The sequence below is a fragment of the Bradyrhizobium elkanii WSM2783 genome (assembly GCF_000472865.1).
GTDB lineage: Bacteria > Pseudomonadota > Alphaproteobacteria > Rhizobiales > Xanthobacteraceae > Bradyrhizobium > Bradyrhizobium elkanii_A.
Genome location: NZ_AXAP01000050.1, coordinates 42,167 through 60,752 on the forward strand (window position 1 = coordinate 42,167; position 18,586 = coordinate 60,752).

General features: G+C 61.1%; 15 protein-coding genes and 3 pseudogenes. 7 read left to right on the forward strand and 11 right to left on the reverse strand.

The genetic code is table 11. The features are described from left to right. Positions 1-148: 148 nt before the first annotated feature. Complete coding sequence (locus tag YY7_RS64825; protein WP_349642695.1) at positions 149-1,009, forward strand: glycoside hydrolase family 15 protein; 861 nt, start codon at positions 149-151, stop codon at positions 1,007-1,009. On the opposite strand, the pseudogene YY7_RS63655 reads toward YY7_RS64825, so the two are convergent. Then, a pseudogene (locus YY7_RS63655) lies at positions 1,007-1,204 on the reverse strand (IS110 family transposase); the annotation flags it as partial. The gene YY7_RS64825 and the pseudogene YY7_RS63655 overlap by 3 nt on opposite strands. A gap of 191 nt (positions 1,205-1,395) precedes the next feature. Here YY7_RS63655 and YY7_RS0132620 point away from each other — a divergent pair. Next, positions 1,396-2,421, forward strand: a complete 1,026-nt coding sequence (locus tag YY7_RS0132620; RefSeq protein WP_028166871.1) for an IS110 family transposase — start codon at positions 1,396-1,398, stop codon at positions 2,419-2,421. A gap of 186 nt (positions 2,422-2,607) precedes the next feature. On the opposite strand, the gene YY7_RS64525 is transcribed toward YY7_RS0132620, so the two are convergent. From YY7_RS64525 to YY7_RS62160, 4 genes and pseudogenes are all read right to left on the reverse strand, one after another. After that, positions 2,608-3,087, reverse strand: a complete 480-nt coding sequence (locus tag YY7_RS64525; RefSeq protein ID WP_155255404.1) for a helix-turn-helix domain-containing protein — start codon at positions 3,085-3,087, stop codon at positions 2,608-2,610. A gap of 48 nt (positions 3,088-3,135) precedes the next feature. Continuing rightward, positions 3,136-3,261 (reverse strand): annotated as a pseudogene (locus YY7_RS62155) (glycosidase); the annotation flags it as partial. A 67-nt stretch (positions 3,262-3,328) separates the two neighbouring features. After that, entirely contained in the window at positions 3,329-3,760 is a 432-nt protein-coding gene (locus YY7_RS53530; RefSeq protein WP_245287487.1) for a YkgB family protein, read from the reverse strand. A 138-nt stretch (positions 3,761-3,898) separates the two neighbouring features. Further along, a complete protein-coding gene (locus tag YY7_RS62160; RefSeq protein ID WP_196237363.1) occupies positions 3,899-4,252 on the reverse strand; it encodes a hypothetical protein in 354 nt (117 codons plus the stop codon). A 167-nt stretch (positions 4,253-4,419) separates the two neighbouring features. Here YY7_RS62160 and YY7_RS53535 point away from each other — a divergent pair, with 167 nt between their 5' ends. From YY7_RS53535 to YY7_RS0132650, 3 genes are all read left to right on the forward strand, one after another. Further along, positions 4,420-4,890, forward strand: a complete 471-nt coding sequence (locus YY7_RS53535) for a hypothetical protein (RefSeq protein WP_155255403.1) — start codon at positions 4,420-4,422, stop codon at positions 4,888-4,890. 1,722 nt (positions 4,891-6,612) lie between these two features. Further along, the gene (locus tag YY7_RS65230; protein ID WP_196237362.1) at positions 6,613-6,876 is read left to right on the forward strand and encodes a DUF3551 domain-containing protein; all 264 of its coding nucleotides are present in this window, start codon (positions 6,613-6,615) and stop codon (positions 6,874-6,876) included. A 780-nt stretch (positions 6,877-7,656) separates the two neighbouring features. After that, positions 7,657-10,518, forward strand: coding sequence for an ATP-binding protein (locus tag YY7_RS0132650; protein WP_028166875.1), 2,862 nt, complete (start codon positions 7,657-7,659; stop codon positions 10,516-10,518). Positions 10,519-11,285: 767 nt separating this feature from the next. On the opposite strand, the gene YY7_RS0132660 is transcribed toward YY7_RS0132650, so the two are convergent. Together YY7_RS0132660 and YY7_RS63660 are read right to left on the reverse strand one after the other, a co-directional pair. Then, complete coding sequence (locus YY7_RS0132660; RefSeq protein WP_028166877.1) at positions 11,286-11,789, reverse strand: YkgB family protein; 504 nt, start codon at positions 11,787-11,789, stop codon at positions 11,286-11,288. A 235-nt stretch (positions 11,790-12,024) separates the two neighbouring features. Further along, positions 12,025-12,372, reverse strand: a complete 348-nt coding sequence (locus YY7_RS63660; RefSeq protein WP_245287488.1) for a carboxymuconolactone decarboxylase family protein — start codon at positions 12,370-12,372, stop codon at positions 12,025-12,027. Positions 12,373-12,505: 133 nt separating this feature from the next. On the opposite strand from YY7_RS63660, the gene YY7_RS53550 reads away from it, so the two are divergent. Further along, on the forward strand, positions 12,506-13,534 hold the full coding sequence (locus YY7_RS53550; protein WP_080663949.1) for an AraC family transcriptional regulator: 1,029 nt from the start codon (positions 12,506-12,508) through the stop codon (positions 13,532-13,534). Positions 13,535-13,554: 20 nt separating this feature from the next. On the opposite strand, the gene YY7_RS0132675 is transcribed toward YY7_RS53550, so the two are convergent. The 4 genes from YY7_RS0132675 to YY7_RS0132690 form a co-directional block, all read right to left on the reverse strand. After that, positions 13,555-14,658, reverse strand: a complete 1,104-nt coding sequence (locus tag YY7_RS0132675; protein ID WP_028166878.1) for an alkene reductase — start codon at positions 14,656-14,658, stop codon at positions 13,555-13,557. Between the two features lie 81 nt (positions 14,659-14,739). After that, positions 14,740-15,414, reverse strand: a complete 675-nt coding sequence (locus tag YY7_RS0132680) for a peroxiredoxin-like family protein (protein ID WP_028166879.1) — start codon at positions 15,412-15,414, stop codon at positions 14,740-14,742. Positions 15,415-15,563: 149 nt separating this feature from the next. Next, a complete protein-coding gene (locus tag YY7_RS53555; protein WP_035691481.1) occupies positions 15,564-15,881 on the reverse strand; it encodes a hypothetical protein in 318 nt (105 codons plus the stop codon). A 168-nt stretch (positions 15,882-16,049) separates the two neighbouring features. After that, on the reverse strand, positions 16,050-16,928 hold the full coding sequence (locus YY7_RS0132690; RefSeq protein WP_028166880.1) for a LysR family transcriptional regulator: 879 nt from the start codon (positions 16,926-16,928) through the stop codon (positions 16,050-16,052). A 431-nt stretch (positions 16,929-17,359) separates the two neighbouring features. Between YY7_RS0132690 and YY7_RS53560 the strand changes: the two are divergent. After that, positions 17,360-18,275: pseudogene (locus YY7_RS53560) on the forward strand (patatin-like phospholipase family protein); the annotation flags it as partial. Between the last annotated feature and the right edge of the window lie 311 nt (positions 18,276-18,586).

Consider the following 18,586-nt stretch of genomic DNA (forward strand, 5'->3'; position numbering starts at 1 on the left):
ACGAATGCCGTTCGTTCTGACCTATTGCCCGTCTCGTTTGCCCATTCCCGAACCTGTAGACCCTGAGAACGCGCTGCGTGCTACGGAGGATTATTGGCGTTCCTGGGTGAGCGCGGGAACCGGAATGAGTACGGTCAAGCACGGCGACATGGTCACGCGTTCGTTGATTACGCTGAAGGCTCTGACCTATGCGCCTCATGGCGGCATCGTCGCGGCGCCCACCACCTCGCTGCCCGAACAACTGGGCGGTCCGCGCAATTGGGACTATCGCTTCTGCTGGTTGCGCGATGCCACGCTGACGCTCCTCGCGCTGATGAACGCCGGATACGACGACGAGGCGCGTGCCTGGCGCGATTGGCTACTCCGAGCCGCCGCGGGAAGCCTCGAGCAGATCCCGATCATGTACGGAATCACGGGCAAGCGATGGCTGGTCGAGCATGAGGTGCCATGGCTCGGCGGCTATGAGAACTCGAAGCCGGTGCGCGTCGGCAACGCGGCCGCCGACCAGCTGCAGCTCGATGTGTTCGGCGAAGTCATGGATGTATTGCATCAGGCGCGGTGCGTCGGCTTGCAATATCTGACAGCGGCATGGGACTTCCAGTGCGCCCTCCTTGCACACCTCGAAACCGTATGGCGCAGCGCAGACGAAGGAATTTGGGAAGTACGAGGAGGCCGCCGCATCCTATGTCTTCTTGGGCTGGCTCAGCGACCATATCGGCCGCAAGCCGGCCTTATACATTTCCGGCGTGCTCATTGTACTGCTGACGCCGGTGACCATGGCGTTGATTGGCGGCGGGTCCGTACAAGGATGGCTCAATCTGACGCTCGTGGCCGCCGCCACACAGATGCTGTTTGTCGGTCCCCTAGGCGTGGCACGAGCCTACATCAACGAGCGTTTCGCGACGTCGGTTCGCTCGTCCGGGTGGGGCGTTGCCTACAGTGCCGCTGTGATTATCCCTTCATTTTTTCCTTACTACATGAACCGCACCGTATGCCCCAATGTCTATAGCTCACGGGACCAACGGTGCGATGAGGCGCAAGCCTTGATCCCCACCAAGCACGGCCGTAGCTTCTGGAAAAAAGGTCAGGACGTGGCGGCGCCTCAACTGACGGCGTACGACCACTTGGCCCGCTGCATCAACGCCGTGTACTTGGAAGACCGAAACTTCGCAATATCCAGACCGATCGTCGAAATTGACTGCATAGGCTGCTCCTCCGAATCGTGGGAGCCTCAAACGGCGCCCACTCCTTGGCACTCTCGTGCCGGGGGAGGAGCCGTCCACATGGGGTAATCGCGGGAGCGAGTCGCCCCTGAATCAATGGCTGTTCCCCGATAGGATGGAAATACGGGCTCACGACTGGACGCCGGGCCCAAGCATCGAATGGAGAACAGCCATGGAAGAATATATTGGTCTCGACGTGTCGATGAAAGAGACGGCAGTCTCGATCCGCCGTGCAGGTGGACGGATCTGGCGCGGCAAGTGCGCATCTGATCCCAGCACTATCGCCGAGCTCATCCGCAAGCGGGCGCCATCCGTGAAACGCGTGGTATTCGAGCCCGGACCGCTGTCGGTATGGTTCTATCATTCTCTGCGCACCGAAGGGTTGCCGGCGATCTGCATCGATGCGCGCCATGCTAAAGCGGCGCTCGATATGGCGACGAATAAGACGGACGCGAACGACGCCGATGGTCTGGCGCAGCTCGCGGAAGTCGGGTTCTTTCGTGAGGTGCGTGTCAAGGGATTCGACAGCATGCTGACCCGCACGCTTGTCGCAGCGCGGACGCGGCTGGTCCGAATCACGACCGAGCTTTCCAACCAGATCCGCGGTGTCATGAAAACCTTCGGTCTGCTCGTTCCCGCCGGAAAGGGAAGCGCCTTCGAGAAGAATGTGCGGAGCCTTCTTGCCGACCAGGACAGACTTGCATCCATCGTGCTACCGATGCTGGAAGCTTGGCGTGGCATTCGCATCCGCGCCGCCGAACTCGGATGCCAATTGGTGCGGGACGCGCGCCAGAGTCGGGCTTGCCGCATCCTCATGTCGATCCCTGGTATCGGTGCGATCACCGCAACCTCCTTCACCACAGCTATTGAGGAGCCTGACAACTTCAGGAAATCTCGATCTGTTGGCGCGTGGATCGGCCTAACAACGCGCCGCTACCAATCCGGAGAAGTCGATTATGACGGCCATATATCCCGACGTGGCGATGGCCCTTTGCGAGGGCTTCTCTACGAAGCGGCGGCGGTCATTCTGACGCGCAGCTCAACCCACAGCACTCTGCGCACGTGGGGTCTGCAGCTCCGGGAGAGGATCGGCTTCAAAAGAGCTGCCGTGGCTGTGGCGCGCAAACTGGCGGTAATAATGCATACGATGCTTAAGACCGGCGAGCTGTTTAATCCGAATGCCGGCGCCGCCGCATAAGTCCCGATAGCGTTCAGAACCTGAACGCCTAAGGTGTCCCTGCCGGGACGTGAGCCGAGCCATTCCGCTGATGCTGTTGCACTGCTGAGGCCGATCCCGGGCAGAGGCGGCCAGGTGAGATCAATCACCACGACGGTGGACGCGGTGTCTACTTCGAAGACCCGAACGGCCACCTGCTTGAAATCATCATCCGCCCGTACGGCAGCGGCGGATGGAATCCATAAGACCCAGCAGTCCGCCCTCACTGATGCCGATGTCCGCAAAGTGCCGATTGTGTTGAAAAAGTCGAAAATGCTGCCTCAGCAAAGTTCCCGCAAAGGCGTACTGATCTTCGACTTCGGCGAGTGATGCCACCTTAGAATACGAGAGAACGCAACTTGACGAGTCCGCAAGCGCAACCTCACAGAGCGGCATGTCCGTGCTTGACAGGATCGACTTCGCGCTTTCGATGCGCTGGTAGAGCAGATATTCGTGGGGACGATATCCCGTCGCAGCTCGGAATTGCCCTGCGAAGTACATCGGCGACAAACCGGCCACCGCAGCCAGATCCGCGAGACTCAAGGCTTGCTGGAGGTGCTTGTCAATGTGCTCCTGTACCCGCTTCAATCGCCACTTGGGAAGAGCACTGGCCTTCCGACCCGACAATCCTATTCTTGCGGCATGCATCACAGGAGTTTGGCTCACGGTCACAGCATAAAGCCGGTCGCCTGCACCCTTTTTATCGAGTAACGCAGCCCCGATCGAATATTTGCGGGGGCCAACGCCGTGGGTTAGCAATAACCATCCTTCATTAAACTCGATGAGCGATCCGCAATTGCCGATTTGCACAAATTCCCAGGGCGGATCAGCCGAACCACATCCTGCCTCAGTAGAGAGAGCGACACGGCCAGCAGAACGACGTCCTTCATCAGGAAGGGGACGTTCCAGTCATCGCGGGGAATCCTCCCGCAGCGACGTCCCAGCTTTCCGGCATGAACGGAATGATAGTGACCGTTGCGATGAAGGTGCCGGTCGAGCCGAGGGCACCAAGGACGCCGAGCCGCTTGTCCCAGAAGCCGGCGAGCAACAGAGTCCCGAAGGTCCACTCCGAGACGCCCAGGAAATAGCTGGCGCCGGCGTGGCCGAACACGGGGTAGAGCCACCAGATCAGCGGCCCGTTGCTGATGAACGGGACCAGTCTTTCGAACTCATACGGAAACCACTTCTGGTAGCCGAAGAAGAAGAACATGATCACCATCGAGGCGCGGACGACGTGGTAGTCGAGATCCTCCGCGAGCAGGCCAGACCTTTGCAGCGCGTGGACGAGCGGGTTTAGCATGGTGTTGGTAATCGTGGTCATGGTCGTGATCCTTTCGTTCAAGGTCTGATGGGGCGCGTCGCTTCATGCGACCGCAGGGAAGTCGATCTCGGTGTCGTTGATGCGGTTGAAGACATTGGTGAAGACCGTGGTGGCGAAGGCCAGACTAATCTCGACCAGTTAAGCATCGCTGTAGGGGCCGACCGGGGTCGGCGTGACCAGCTTGGACGTCGTCGTTTGCTTTCGGACAAATCGGGCCGAAAAGACAGCGGCCGATGGCCGAGAAGAGCTTGCGCCACAAGCACCATAGCCGAAAGGAAGAGCGGAAAGGACTAAGAGCACGCAGGAGCTTCCAGAGAAGGCGGCGGAATACAAATCGAGTATGTTCTGCATCGGCTGCGATAACGCAAGAATAGGAACGGTCAGAGCCGGCGAGAGCCAGAACCGGTGCTGAATATCTGCAACCGCAATCGCATGGTTATGTCGAACGTGGTTGCGGTTGATGAGGTGATAGCTCATAGCCTTGGAGGCCATTCGCGTTCAGTTACGTGGTTATAGCTGACCGGCGATAATCATGAGACGGCCTTGAAGAACACGGGACGCTCGCGGAGGGTAAAGGCACTTTCTTTGTCGCGTTTTTGACTTAGTAGCAATAACTGAGCTGAGCCGGCTTTAGGCGCCTTGCTCGGATTGTGCTTTCTTTGCTCAAGATGGGCGCGCGCTTCTCGTCTAAGGTCGCCCCTGGAAAAGATCGATGGCTTTGTGGAGGACGAGCGCTTCGAAAGCAGGCATCGTTCGGGCTGGAGTCTGCCGCTGTCGACGTGCGGGACGAAAAGTCGATGGTTCGATGGCGTACGACGCGCGTGCATCACATCATTCAGAAACAGGGGCGCGCGGAGATTTTCGAGGATTACCATTTGAGAATCGGTGATGTTACCGCCGACACAGATGCGCCTAGCTCGGCGTCGGTACATGAGCAGCGTTTCGACGAGACTAAAATAGGTGCAAAATTTGCGACGATAGCTGAGCTTACCCGGCGGCAGGGCACTTCATTTGACCCTCAAATCGATATCGTTGCGGATCTCGGCCTCGACATCTCTGAAGCGATGATCGATCATCACGCATTCGCGAGCATCTACAATCCAGGCAAGCTTGCATTGCTAGCTTTGTGACATCAGACATCGGCCAATGCATCGATACCGCGGAAGCCAGCCGCGGTTCAGATGTTACGCCATCGACAGGTTCGGGTCGTGCGTGACTACGGCATGTACGATCGGCGAGAAGCGCCGCGGTTCTCTTCCGATGCGAGGGGAGGCGAAAAACGAGGCACGCCGGCTCCGCAAAATGACTAACCGGAGCATCAATGCTTGGTCAGGAACGGATCGCACTCGACGGCAGATATCGGGCGCTTGCCGGGAGAGTGCCGCCCGTTTGCAGGGGGGCCGCGCGTTCATGGTGATCATGCCTTCCTCCTTGGTAGCCAGAAGTGGTGGGCCTATGAGGCGGAGCGGCTCGTTCCTTTATCAGTATCAGCAACGGTCCGCTGATCGTGTGGCCTTTATCCCGTGTTGGGCTATCAGAGCGCGAGCTGGTTCCCGGGCGACGCCGAAGGGACGTTCGGCGCGCTCTTGTTCGCCGGCTTCTGGGACAAGCGGCTCGGCATTCTCGGCGACGCTGGTTCAACGGACCTCAGGATAGTGAGGGGGCGGGCGGCATGCTTCTCGTCAAATATTCTTCGGTCGATTTGAAAAGCTCGACCTTCAGGCCCGCCGCTCCAAGCAACGTCCGCAATCGCGCTCGCAAGGGGTCAGCTTGCGTTGCGTAATTCTGGCGAGACGTCGCCGAGTTCGTTGAACCGTACGTGTCCGGCCAGAAGATGGTAAGGACGACGACTTTCCATTTCCCACAAACTAGCTCGAGGGTTTGCTTCAACCTGGCAGCCGACTGCATGTTCATATTTCCTTGCTTTGAGATCACGCATAGATCGCTCCGCCGGATCCCATAGGCTCCGTCCTTACTCGGCCGCTGGAGGCGCGCCTCTCGCGAGTTGATAGCCCGCTTTGGTTCGCAGTGAACATTCACTAGCAAGCGAGTCCCACTAGTATCACCGTTTGCGGAGAGTGACTTTATTGAAATTGTTGCAATTGGCCCGATCTTGTTGGATCGGGCCGCTCGATAAGTGACGGCGTTCAAGTGACATTGACCGTCATGCGTTCGCACTCGACGAGACGAGGGCGATTTCGATCGCGTGCTCTGGGCGGGTGCCCGAAGCGCACGTTGCAATCGATAGGGCGCTTGAGCAGTCAGACCGGTGTGAAGAGCGCTGGTGCGTGGCGGAGCGGCTGCGGATCAAGGGCGAGCTCTTTGTGCGAGAGGGAACAGTTAGGAGTTCAAGCTGGCCGAGGATCACTTTCAGCGATCACTTGAATGGGCACGAAGGCAGGAAGCGTGTCCTGGGAGCTCCGTTCCGCCATAAGGCTCGCCCGATTACAGCACGCACACGGCAAGACGGCTAAGCCGGATCAACCGGTCTCTTGTATCTACGATCGGTTCAGTGAGGGTTTCGAGACGCTTGCTCTGAAGAACGCGCGGGCGCTGATCGAGAGCTTCGCGCGACAAGGGAAAGTTCGTCCCGACAAAAGGACATTTCGGACGGCTGGCCGCGTCGTACGTTCGGATCCCCTTTTTCGCAGCCGGTGTGTCTCCAATCAATCTGCTCAATGCGCGTCGCGGGCCCAAATCCGCTCTGACGACGACTGTGTTCTGCAGGAACTAGTCCCCGGTAATGCTCGGCAGAACCACGCAAGACCGATCATGGGAAGACCAATAGAACCTGTGCCAACAGCAACAGGAGCGCCACGCGCTGCGCTCGACAGAAACCAATGGAGAGACGGATGCGGCGACTTCTGATCACATTTGCAGCACTTCTTGCAACGGCGAGCATTTCTGGGCACACAACTTCAGCGAAGGCGGAGTCATATCCCGTGTGCTTGACCGGCGGAAATAACAATGCATTACGGTGCGACTACACTAACGTGGAGCAGTGCGATGCCGCCGCATCAGGTGGCTTAGGCTATTGCGTCATAGATCCAGACCTCCTGTCCAACAGTACATACGCGAGCCATGATCACGCCGGTAAACGTAAACGCACTCACTGATTGACACGAAGGGGACAAATCTATCGGTGACGCATCGCTAGCCGAAGGCGGACGTCGTCATTAACGCGGATAACCCGCGAGCAGACTCGAAAGCTAGCGGCACGAGCGTCGGTACTGTCGCAACAAGGCCGATCGGAGGGGTCGAGAGGGGTGAATCCGCAGCACGCCTGCCCTTGATGATCAAGGCGGCGCGGGCAAACGCCGCACACTCGGCATGAATCCAGGTTTTAGTGGCGGGGATTGACGCGCTGATGACGGTCGGATTCCGGTGGTCAATCACATACAGGGACAGGGACATCCGCCGGCAATCTGAAAAAGCACGAAACGGATTGATTCCGTTGCTCCCGATCCGCGATACCACTTGGAACAGTTCCGGCTTCTGGACCGTAGCGCCCATCCCTGAAAGACGGGATATTCTCCCGGAACACCACCGGTCTGGCAGTACGCGTCAGACTTTTGAAATGGCGCTCGCGAGAGCGTGGCCAAACCGCCCGCGCTGATAAAATTTCCGTGACAAATCAATAATTCGTAACTCCAGGAGAAAACACTTGGGGGCGGCCGCGCTTGCTGCGTAGTCTCGATCAGGCTGCCAGAACTGGTATCGCCCTTGCAGGGGCCGAGACCCGGTGCAGTAACGTAAGAGTAGCGAAACGAACAACTTGACCGACAGAGGCAGTTTGGCCCGAACACGGCATGCGACTTGAAAGGAGGCCAATCGTACCGCTCCACCCGGTTCGGTTGAGGAAGATTGGTGAGCGACATAAGGATGGAGGATGCTGCGTGGCCGTCTCGGAAAGCGCAGCCTCGTTTGGCCCTTTTCGCCTGCTTCCGGCGCAGCAGTTGCTTTTGGAGAATGAAAGACCGGTTCGCCTCGGTAGCAGAGCCCTGGAGATCTTGATCGCGCTCGTCGAGCGTGCCGGTGAACTGGTCAGCAAGAACGAGCTAATGGCTCGCGTCTGGCCCCACACTGTCGTCGAGGAGAGTAATCTAAAGACGCATATCGCCAATCTTCGAAGGATCCTGGGTGATGGCCAGCCCGGCCGGCGATATCTGGCGACTGTTCCCGGTCGCGGCTATTGCTTCGTGGCGCCGGTGGAATTCCTGGAGTTGGAGCCGCCCCCTCAACTGAGCGATACAACGGAGCGTGCGCACAATCTGCCGGCGCTGCAAACACGAGCCGTCGGTCGCGACGATACAATCAATGTACTCCTTAATCAGTTGCCGCAACATCGCTTCATTACCGTCGCGGGAGCGGGCGGCATCGGCAAGACGACGGTCGCTCTCGCGGTAGCTGAAGCATTGATTGCTTCGTATGAACATGGCGTTCGCTTTGTCGACCTCGGACCTCTGCGTGATCCTCACCTTGTTCCGGGCGCACTCGCTTCCGCGCTCGGACTTGCGATCCACTCCGACGATGCCGTCCCGGGCCTGATCTCCCACCTCGAAGACAAACGGATGTTGCTCGTGCTCGACAGCTGCGAGCACGTTATCGAAGCGGCAGCGACGCTGGCGGAGCAGATCTTGCGCGGCGCTTCGGCAATCCACGTTCTGGCAACTAGTCGCGAGCCCATGCGCGCGAAAGGTGAGCGCGTACATCGTTTGTTGCCGCTGGAGTTTCCCCTTGATTCAGCTGGCTTAACGGCTTCGCAGGCCCTTTCTTTTGCCTCGGTCCGGCTGTTCGTCGAGCGCGCGTCGGCGAACATCGAGGGCTTCGAGCTAAAGGATACGGATGCGCCCGCCGTAGCCGGGATCTGTCGCAAACTGGAGGGAATACCGCTGGCGATCGAGCTGGCGGCCACCCGGGTCGATGCCTTTGGAATACGCCAGCTTTCGATTCTTCTGGATGATCGAATTCGCCTCCTGAAGTACGACAGGCGCACCGCACTGCCGCGTCATCAAACCCTGGCGGCGGCGCTTGACTGGAGCTATGAATTCTTGCCCGAGCACGAACGCGCCCTATTGCGCCGCCTTTCTGTCTTTTCCAGCTTTCTTACGCTGGATTCGGCGAGTGCGGTGGCGGCAAACGCGAATTCCGACGTCGTCGAGGACCTGGCGAGCCTGGTCGCGAAATCGCTTGTGTCTGCGGATGTAAGTGGCGGCGTCGTGCAATACCGGCTGCTCGATACCACGCGCGCCTACGCGATGCAAAAGCTCACCGAGAGCGGGGAGTTCCAGCAATATGTGAGGCGTCACGCCGAGCACCATCGGGATCTGTTCGAGCGGACACAAGCGGACTGGGAGGAGCAGCCCAGCGGCGAATGGGTGGAAGAGTATGGCCGCAGAATAGATGACGTCCGGAGTGCGTTGAACTGGGCTTTCTCTCCGAGCGGCGACGCCTCGATCGGCGTCGCGCTCACGGTCGCGTCGATTCCGCTATGGATGCGCTTGTCCTTCATGGACGAATGCCGCGAGTGGGTCGAACGCGCGCTAGCAAGCCACTTGGCCGAACCGAATCGCAACGAGCGCGATGAGATGAAGCTCCTCGTGGCGCTGGGAACAGCGCTGCCGAATGCGGGAGGTCCTCTACCCGCGACGGAAGTTACTTGGACGAAAGCCCTTTGGCTCGCGAAAAAGCTTGACGAAGACAAATATCAGTTGCGAGCGATGTGGGGATTGTTCGTCTATCGCATGTATGTCGGCGATCATCGCGAGGCCCTTCTTCTCGCGGAAGAGTTTTGCGCCCTCTCTGACAAGAAAGGCGACGCCGGCGCTCGCCTGATCGGCGATAGACTGACCGGGATTGCACTGCACTACCTGGGAGATCATGCCAACGCGCGGCGCCACCTCGACCGCGTCCTCACCCAATACGTCGTGCCCTCTCACTGGTCGCACATCGTCCGCTTCCTCGTCGACCATCGCGTGGCGGCGCGGACCACGCTTTCAAGGATCCTCTGGATACAGGGATTTCCCGATCAGGCAGTTCGCAGTGTGCAAAGCACTCTCGATGAAGCCCGAGCGACTGATCATGCGCTTTCCCTGTGCAATGTCTTGGCCCATGCGGCTTGCCCCATCGCTTTGTACGTTGGCGACTTGACGGCGGCAGAAACCTTGGTGACGACGCTCCTGGATCAGTCGGCGAAGCATGCGCTGACCGCGTGGAACGCACTGGGCGGCTGTCTTAAAGGGGGGCTGCTCCTGGCGCGGGGCGATGCCGCTGGATCGGCGCTTCTCCGCAATGGTGTCCAGCGGCTTCGTGAGGTCAGGTTCGGGTTTTACGACACAACATTTCTCGACTTGCTGGCGCAGGGTTTGGCGGCTGCCGGGCAAACGGCTGAGGCGCGCGTAGCCATCGATGCGGCAATCGAGCGGTGCGACAGCAACGAGGGGCGATGGTGTCTGCCAGAGTTGTTGCGGATCAAAGGTGAGATCCTTCGACGCGATGGATCGATCGCCGCCGTGACAGCTGCTGAGGAACACTTCATGCAAGCTCTTGAATGGGCACGGCGGCAGCAAGCGCTATCCTGGGAGCTGCGTGCTGCGACCAACTTGGCCGAGCTGTGGCACGGAGGCGGCAAGACGGCGGAAGCGGAACAGCTGCTTTCGTCAGTTTACGACAGGTTCAGCGAGGGCTTTGAAACTGTCGATCTAGAAGCTGCACGCGCGCTGATCGCCGAGTTTCGCAAGGCTCTGGCAGATCATTAGCAGCAAGATTACGGGTCCCTCTACAAGATTACGAATCCCTCTAAAGGTCTCGATGCCTCTGGAGCTGCTGCACACGCTCCTTCGACCCGAAGAAATCGACGGTATTGGAGTCGGCACGGGATGTGACCGTACCGATCCGGCGCGTAGTAGGCACGAACCTGATATTCCAAGTGTCTTGAGCAGTCCAGCGGGTGCCCGGTTGCAAAAACCAGCGTCTCTCGAAGACGAAGGCGCGGCCCCATTTCGATCGCGTTGGCATGCCCATCCATCGGGGCGATGGAACCGCCGATGACGTCGCCCAGGCTATGAACGGGTTCATGTCTGGCACGGTCCGCAGTATCGACGCAGGTGGCAATGGCGCTGATTCTGCGCGCAAACAATGGTGCTGCCAGACAGGATTGAACTGTTACAATAATCCCGTCAGCTATTGATCTTATTGGAATTTTCGGCCCGGCGATCTATTTTAGTGTGGCACCCCTGAGGGGCGCCGCCCGGCCATGTTTACCACATTCCGTACGAGGTCGCCACGGAGGAAATCCTGTTAGCCGCAGAGTCTGGGCCTTGCGCAGCGCGTCGTGGTCGGGCCACAGATCATCGGCCCTCGCCGCGTCCGCGATAGCGGCAGCTCCGCAGCCGCTATCGAAACGTCCGCCCCTGCAGTGTCCGTATCTCGCGCTCCTGGGCGAAGATCCTGCCCATGCACACGCGCAATCGCCGGCGAGGTGAGACACTCGCCGGCGACGCATCGCCATCGGCGGGAGCACATATTACCGGGTCAGGCGAACCACGTCCTGTCTCAGCAGGTAGAGCGAGACCGCGAGCAGGACGACGTCCTTCATCAGGAAGGGCACATTGCCAGTCATCGCAGGGAAGCCTCCCGCAGCCACGTCCCAGCCCTCCGGCATGAAGGGAATTATGGTGACCGTTGCAATGAAGGTGCCGGTCGAGCCGAGAGCGCCGAGAACGCCGAGACGCTTGTCCCAGAAGCCGGCGAGCAGCAGGGCTCCGAAGGTAAACTCAGAGGTGCCCAGGAAATAGCTGGCGCCGGCGTGGCCGAACACGGGATAGAGCCACCAAATCAGCGGCCCGTTGCTGATGAACGGGACCAGTCTTTCGAACTCATACGGAAACCACTTCTGGTAGCCGAAGAAGAGGAACATGATCACCATCGAGGCGCGGACGACGTGGTAGTCGAGATCCTCCGCGAGCAGGCCAGACCTTTGCAGCGCGCGGACGAGCGGGTTTAGCATGGTGTTGGTAATCGTGGTCATGGTCGTGATCCTTTCACGTTGGAGATCTGACGGATCGCTCGATCGCTTCATGCGACGGCGGGGAAGTCGATCTCGGTGTCGTTGATGCGGTTGAACACGTTGGTGAAGACGGTGGTGGCGAAAGCCAGGCTGATCTCGACGAGCTGGGAGTCGCTGTAGCCGGCGGCCTTGATCGCGGCGAACTCCTCGTCGCTGACGGTGCCGCTGGACTGCGCGAGCTTGCGGACGAAGCGGATCAGCGCGTCGCGCTTCTCATCGCCGGTCGCCGACGATCGCGGATGTTCTTCAACTCGTCGGGCTTCAGGCCCGCGAGCTTGCCGAGCAGGCTATGCGCGGTGACGCAGTAGTCGCAGCCGGCTACGCCGGAGATGACGAGCTTGATGGTTTCCTGGTCGCGCTTCGACAACGAGCCGGCGGCGAGCACGCTGTCGGCGAGCATGATGGACTTGAGCGCATCGGGCCCGTGGGCGCCGATCGCCTTGAACGTGTTGGGCACGCTGCCGATCGCCTTCTTGATCTGGCCATAGACTTCGGCGGTCGCGCCAGTTGCGGTTTCGAGACTGGGGACGGAAAGACGGGACATGTTGGCACTCCTTGCTTGGGTTGGGCGGTGAACGATTGCGAAGTGACAATAAGGGCCCGCTATGAGACTTTGAATGTTGTAGGAACCCGACTATATGCTAGATCGTCTCAATCGAGTCGTTGGAGAGATCGCTATGGACTGGCTCAGCAGGCTCTTCGAGATGATGCCGGTAAGCGGGCGGCTGGATCTGCGCTGTTCCTACGGTGTGCCCTGGCGGATCGATCAGGGCCCGGGTGAAACGAACGAGATTCCCTATCATGCGGTCGTCGGGGGCTCGGCCCTCTTGGAAGATCCGGCCGGCGGCAAGCCGCTGCGGCTGGAGACCGGAGACATCTTGCTGCTGCCGGGCAATCCGCGCCACGTCATGCATGACGGCGGCGGCGCCCGGCCGAAGCCGGCGCGAAATCGCCAAGAGCTTAATCTCGTCATCAGCGAGAACACCGGCAGAGGCGAGCGGCTCGATCTATTGTGCGGACACTTCACGATCGCGCCCCCACACGACCGCCTGGTGCGCAGCTATCTGCCGCCTCGTCTGGTCGTGCATGCCCGCGGTGACGACGGAGGACAGAATGCCACGCAGCTCGCCGGCCTGGTCGCCCTGATGCGCGGCGAGTCGACCGATGATCGTCTCGGCGGTCGCGCGATGTTGAACGCGCTGTCGACGGCGATGTTCGCGCTGGTGCTGCGGTTCGCGAGCGAAGCCGAAGATGCGCCGCGCGGACTCCTGGCGTTGGCCGGTCATCCGCGTCTGGCGCCGGCCGTGGCCGCCATGTTCGCCGAGCCAGCCCGCGCCTGGTCGCTGCCCGACCTCGCGCGCCTGTGCAACATGTCGCGCGCCACGCTGGCCCGCCAGTTTCAGGAGAAGCTCGGACGATCGGCCTCGGATCTTCTGACCGATATCCGGATGACGCTTGCTGCGAACGAGTTGAGGAAGTCGTCGCTGTCGACGGGCGCCGTGGCGGAGGCGGTGGGCTACCAATCCGAAGCCGCATTCCAGCGCGCCTTCAAGAGCCACATGGGCGCCACGCCGGCGCAGTGGCGCAAGATGCAGGAGCCCACGGGTCGGGACATCTTCGCCAGGCCGGCGGCTGCCGTCGATGCGGCGAAGATATCCGACGGAAGTAGGCCAGCGGAGGGCGGGAATGCGCCCTCGCCAGCCTAGAGAGATGATGCGGTCAGCGCTCAGGCGGCTGCCACCGATTCGGCAACCGGGTAGTCCGTGTAGCCGCGCGCGTCGCCGCCGTAGAAGGTCGACCGGTCGTAGTCGGTCAGCGGCAGGCCCTGTCGGATCCGCTCCGGCAGATCAGGGTTCGAGATGAAGTGGCGACCGAAGGCGACGAGGTCGGCGTCGCCGAAGGTGACGACGGCTTCCGCGGAAGCGGGGGTGAAGCCGCCGGCCGCGATCAAGGTCCGCGAGAATTTCGGCCGCAGATGCTGGGATGCAATCGGCGCCTGGTCCTTCACGATTTCCTCGATGCCCTTGATGCGCGGTTCGACGACATGCAGGTAGGCAATGCCCAAGCGGTCAAGCTCGGTCGTCAAATAGCTGAATGTCGCCGCCGGATTGCTGTCCGACATCGACCCGTAGGTGCCGCTCGGGGCGATGCGCACGCCGACGCGGTCGGCGCCCCAGACGGAAATAGCGGCCTGCGTCACCTCCAGCATGAAACGAGCGCGATTTTCGATCGGGCCGCCGTATTCGTCGGTCCTCTTGTTCGTGCCGTCCTGCAAGAACTGGTCGGGCAGGTAGCCGTTCGCACCATGGATTTCGACGCCATCGAAACCCGCCCGCAGCGCGCGCTCGGCTGCCGTTCGAAATTCTTCGATGATGACTGGGATCTCAAGCAGTGCGAGTGCGCGCGGCATCGAGAACCGGACCTCGCCGCGCTTGGAGTACGCATAGCCCTCGGCCGCGATAGCGGAGGGCGCGACCGGCGCGTCCCCGTTCGGCTGCAGGTCGACATGCGACTGCCGGCCGACATGCCACAGTTGCTGGAAGATGCGGCCGCCCTTGGCGTGGACCGCGTCGGTGACGCGTTGCCATCCTGCGATCTGGGAATCGGAGTAGATGCCGGGAGCACCGGCGTAACCGTTGCCGCGGATCGAGACGGGTGACGCTTCGGAGATGATCAGGCCGCCCTTCGTCGTGCGCTGCCTGTAGTATTCGACCATCAGCTCGCTCGGGATGTCGCCGGGATCGGAGCGCATCCGCGTCAGCGGTGCCATGGCGACGCGATGGGTCAGACGGTAGGGACCGACCTGGGTGGGGGTGAAGAGCTTGGACATGGGTGTATTCTTTTTGGGGGTGCTTGGGTGGAAGGACAGCGGCCGGTGGTCGTGTTCGCCCCACCGGCCGCCTCATGTGGGTCACACGTGGACGGCAGCCGCCCGCTGGAGGACCGGGATCATGTCTTCAGGCTCCGGCCGGCGGGTGTAGTCGGGGTTCACTTCGGAATAGAGGATCACGCCGTCCTGCCCGATGACGTAGCGAGCCGGCATCGGCAGCATCCAACTGGGGTCGTCGTTGAACGTCGGCAGATCGTTCTTGAGCTGCTTGTAGAGCTCGACCAGATAGTCGGGCAGATGGAAGCGCAGGCCGAACGCGGCGCCGACCTTGCCTTTCGCATCCGACAGGATCGGGAACGAGAGCTTGTTCTGGCGAACCGACTTGCGGCTGTTCGGGGCGGTCTGCGGCGAGATCGCGACCAGCGAGGCGCCATACTTGTCGAACTCCGGCTTGACGGCTTCGAGCGCCTGCAGCTCCATGTTGCAGTAGGGGCACCAGACGCCGCGGTAGAAGCTGAGCACCAGCGGCCCTCGCTTCAGCAGCTCGGCCGAGCTCACGACGTTCCCTTCCGGATCCTTGAGCGAGAAGGTCGGAGCGGCGTCTCCAGCCTTCTTGGCGCGCTTGGCCGCGCCGGATTCGATCAGCTCCGCGGTGGCGCGGTGCATCGTCTCGATGACCGGGCGAGGAACGTTGTAGGGCGGCTTTCCGGCCTCGAAATCGGCCTTGAAAGCATCGAGCTTGGCTTGAAGCGACATAATGGTCTCCTTGGGCGTTCCGTGTGGAGGCGGCGGCGCCGGCCTTTTCGTGAAAGTCACGTGCAGAACCTAACGGAGAGCGCCTCATGAGGTAGCGGGCACGTCGGACTAGCGCTTATTCCGGCCTGGAATGATCGCCGCGAAGCGCGTCAGCACCCCTTGCAGATGATCAGCTTGCGGTCCAATTCCTCGTCCGCCTGGTGTTGTTGCGCTTCCCATGCAGAGACGGATTCATGACTGGGAACGTCCGCCAGGCGGGGCTGCCGATGGCCGACGGGGGCAAGCCAAGGCAGGCGCGAGGTCAACAAGATCGGCGCACGATCCGTGGCGGCGCTGCTCGACACTTCGGGATAAACGGCGGCAGTAGCTTGCCGGTCGGCTGCGCTCGCCGGCGACAGCAGGGCAGCAAATATTGCGAGGGCGGCGGCTGCCTTGGTTGAGGGGTCAAGGATCGAGGTGCGGGACATGGTGACTCCTTTGCAGGAGGCTCGGGATGAGCGGCTCCGTTGAGTGTCACCGTACTCATTCACATGCGACGTTGAATGCCGATCTGGCTCGAAGGCATGCTGAGTCGTCTCACGGCCGTCCGATCTGCGCGCGGACGACATCGCGACAGGCGTCCAGCAGATCCGGACTTAGGCGTTGAACGAACGTTCGAAGAAGCCGACGAAAGCTCGCGCCTTGGCCGTCGCCGCGCGACCGGTCGGAAGCACCGCCCACAGGTCGAGCGGCGGGAGGTCCCATTCGGACAGAACGGTACGGACGGCGCCTGATCGCAATTCAGGGGCGAACATCCACTCCGACGCGATGGCCAGTCCGGTATGGGAGAGCACCGCCGCCCTTACGCCTTCCGCAGCGGTCACTCGCAATCTGCTTTTAACGCTGACGGACAATTCGGTGCTTTCGCGGCTGAAGGACCACACGCTGCCTTCCTGCAGATAGACGATGGCCTGGTGCTTGCTCAGCTCGCTCGGCGTCGAGGGTGTGCCGGCCCGATCGAAGTACGCAGGCGTCCCGAGGACGAGCCGCTTGCATCTCGCGACGCGTCGTACCGTCAATGTCGAGTCCAGCATCTTTCCCATCCGGAGGGCCACGTCGATGCCCTCTTGGACGAGATCGATCTGGCGGTCGTCCAAGACAACCTCGAGATCCAGCTCCGGATGCTGGGCCATGAACTGCGGCAACATCGGAATGAGGTGGATCCGGGCGAACGTGACGGCGGCGCAGACGCGCAATCGTCCTTTGAGGCCTGCTCCCGCTCCGCGCGCGGCGCGTTCGGCCTCGGCCGCTTCCTCGAGAGCGCGCCTGGCGCGCTCGAGATAGCCGAGTCCGGCTTCCGTCGCGGTCAGGCCACGCGTCGAGCGCGTCAGCAACTTGACCCCGAGATACTCCTCCAATTGCGCGACCGATTTTGACACGGCCGGTTGCCCCACCCGAAGCTGTCGCGCTGCTCCGGAGAAGGAGCCGGTTTCGACGACCCGCACGAATGTTTCCATGGAAGCCAGGCGATCCATCCTATTCTCCGCAGGAATGAGCGATATCGCTTCCCCCTGTCTGCCATGCCGGCCAGGGATTGGCCATCTCTGTACGCGTCCGAGCCGGGCGAGGAGAGCGAGATGAAGAGCCACGAAGACCAGATCGAGCACCAGGTCCGAACCGCGACGGCCAATCCGCGGGAATGGCTCGCGCGAAGGTCGTGACGCTCGAAGCCGCCCAGACGCTATCGGAAACGGCTAGAGAGGGGCTACTGGCCTACGCGATGACGGGCAGCGTCGTGGCGAGCATCGCTATCGTCGCAGCGCCGCATTTTGATTTGCTGCTGCGGTGTATTTTCGACACGGGTATAGGTTTGGCCGCTCCGCGGTGGCCGCCACGGTTGACACTGTTGTCTGCCATGCACCGAATTGAGGTGCCGAGCGCGCCCGAAAGCCCGAGGAGACCTGAAATGCAGAGACCTGATCCACACACGGCCGTCCGCCGCGATTTGCCGAGCCAGATCGTTCTGGTGCTACAGGGCGGAGGCGCGTTGGGATCCTACCAGGCAGGCGTCTATCAAGCGTTGCAGGAGGCCGGAATCGAGCCCGACTGGAGCATCGGCACCTCGATCGGCGCCATCAACGCAAGCTTGATTGCCGGAAGCCAGCCGCAGCGCCGGCTTGAGCGGTTGCATGCGTTCTGGAGTCGCGTAGAGCGCGCCCCGGACTGGTTCTTTCAGGGTGCGTTCCCTGGACTGCACGGGCGCTGGTCGAACTGGAGCACCATGACGCGGGGCATACCCGGCTTCTTCGCCGAACCTGCTTGCCCATGCCGGGGACGCCTTTCCGCAGGGTGCCGATCGCGCCGGCTACTACTCAACGGCGCCGCTTGCGCAGACCCTTGCCGAACTGGTTGACTTCGACCTGATCAATCAGGGAAGGCCGCGACTGACCGTCGGTGCGGCGCATGTGCGAACCAGCCGGATGCGTTATTTCGATACCCGCGACGGCAGGCTGGACGTGAACCATATCATGGCTTCGGGCGCCCTCCCGCCGGCTTTTCCGCCGGTGCGCATCGACGGCGAACTCTACTGGGACGGAGGCATCCTTTCCAATACGCCCACCGAGGCGGTGTTCGACGACAATCCGAGAAGGAACTCAGTGATCTTCTCTGTGCATCTGTGGAATCCGGTCGGGGCCGAGCCGACGACGATGGCCGACGTCCTCAACCGGCACAAGGACATCCAATATTCGAGTCGTATAGCGAGCCAGATCGCGCGTCACCAGCAGACGCATCGCCTGCGTCACGTCATCAACGAACTCGCGTCTCGACTGCCCGAAAGCGAGCGCAGCAAGCCTGAGATCACGGAATTGCTGGGCTATGGCTTGTCAATCGGCTTGCAAATTTGACCCCTCGTATTGCCTCATCTGAGGATGTTACTTTCGCTTGACGGACGTAGCGCCGACTGTCGGCCGGTCTGAGGTTGCGTCATTCCTCGCAGGATCGGAGGGACTGGGGACGTCGCGGAGTGCCCATCACACGCAGCGCCGGCCCCATTCCCGGGATCACCAATGGTGGCCGGTGCCGTACCCCCGGCCATGCGCGGGATGATCACCTCGGTTGCGTTGCGTCTGAGTGATCGCAACAAGCGCTGCACGATGGTGTGCTGCGGCGGCCCGAACTTTTCGGGGGCGTG

Bases quoted from the DNA above. Each gene is read 5' to 3' on its own strand.
- YY7_RS64825 (WP_349642695.1), top strand. From the start codon at position 149: ATGGTCACGCGTTCGTTGATTACGCTGAAGGCTCTGACCTATGCGCCT.
- YY7_RS0132620 (WP_028166871.1), top strand. From the start codon at position 1,396: ATGGAAGAATATATTGGTCTCGACGTGTCGATGAAAGAGACGGCAGTC.
- YY7_RS64525 (WP_155255404.1), bottom strand. From the start codon at position 3,087: ATGCATGCCGCAAGAATAGGATTGTCGGGTCGGAAGGCCAGTGCTCTT.
- YY7_RS53530 (WP_245287487.1), bottom strand. From the start codon at position 3,760: ATGACCACGATTACCAACACCATGCTAAACCCGCTCGTCCACGCGCTG.
- YY7_RS62160 (WP_196237363.1), bottom strand. From the start codon at position 4,252: ATGGCCTCCAAGGCTATGAGCTATCACCTCATCAACCGCAACCACGTT.
- YY7_RS65230 (WP_196237362.1), top strand. From the start codon at position 6,613: ATGCGGCGACTTCTGATCACATTTGCAGCACTTCTTGCAACGGCGAGC.
- YY7_RS0132660 (WP_028166877.1), bottom strand. From the start codon at position 11,789: ATGACCACGATTACCAACACCATGCTAAACCCGCTCGTCCGCGCGCTG.
- YY7_RS63660 (WP_245287488.1), bottom strand. From the start codon at position 12,372: ATGTCCCGTCTTTCCGTCCCCAGTCTCGAAACCGCAACTGGCGCGACC.
- YY7_RS53550 (WP_080663949.1), top strand. From the start codon at position 12,506: ATGGACTGGCTCAGCAGGCTCTTCGAGATGATGCCGGTAAGCGGGCGG.
- YY7_RS0132675 (WP_028166878.1), bottom strand. From the start codon at position 14,658: ATGTCCAAGCTCTTCACCCCCACCCAGGTCGGTCCCTACCGTCTGACC.
- YY7_RS0132680 (WP_028166879.1), bottom strand. From the start codon at position 15,414: ATGTCGCTTCAAGCCAAGCTCGATGCTTTCAAGGCCGATTTCGAGGCC.
- YY7_RS53555 (WP_035691481.1), bottom strand. From the start codon at position 15,881: ATGTCCCGCACCTCGATCCTTGACCCCTCAACCAAGGCAGCCGCCGCC.
- YY7_RS0132690 (WP_028166880.1), bottom strand. From the start codon at position 16,928: ATGGATCGCCTGGCTTCCATGGAAACATTCGTGCGGGTCGTCGAAACC.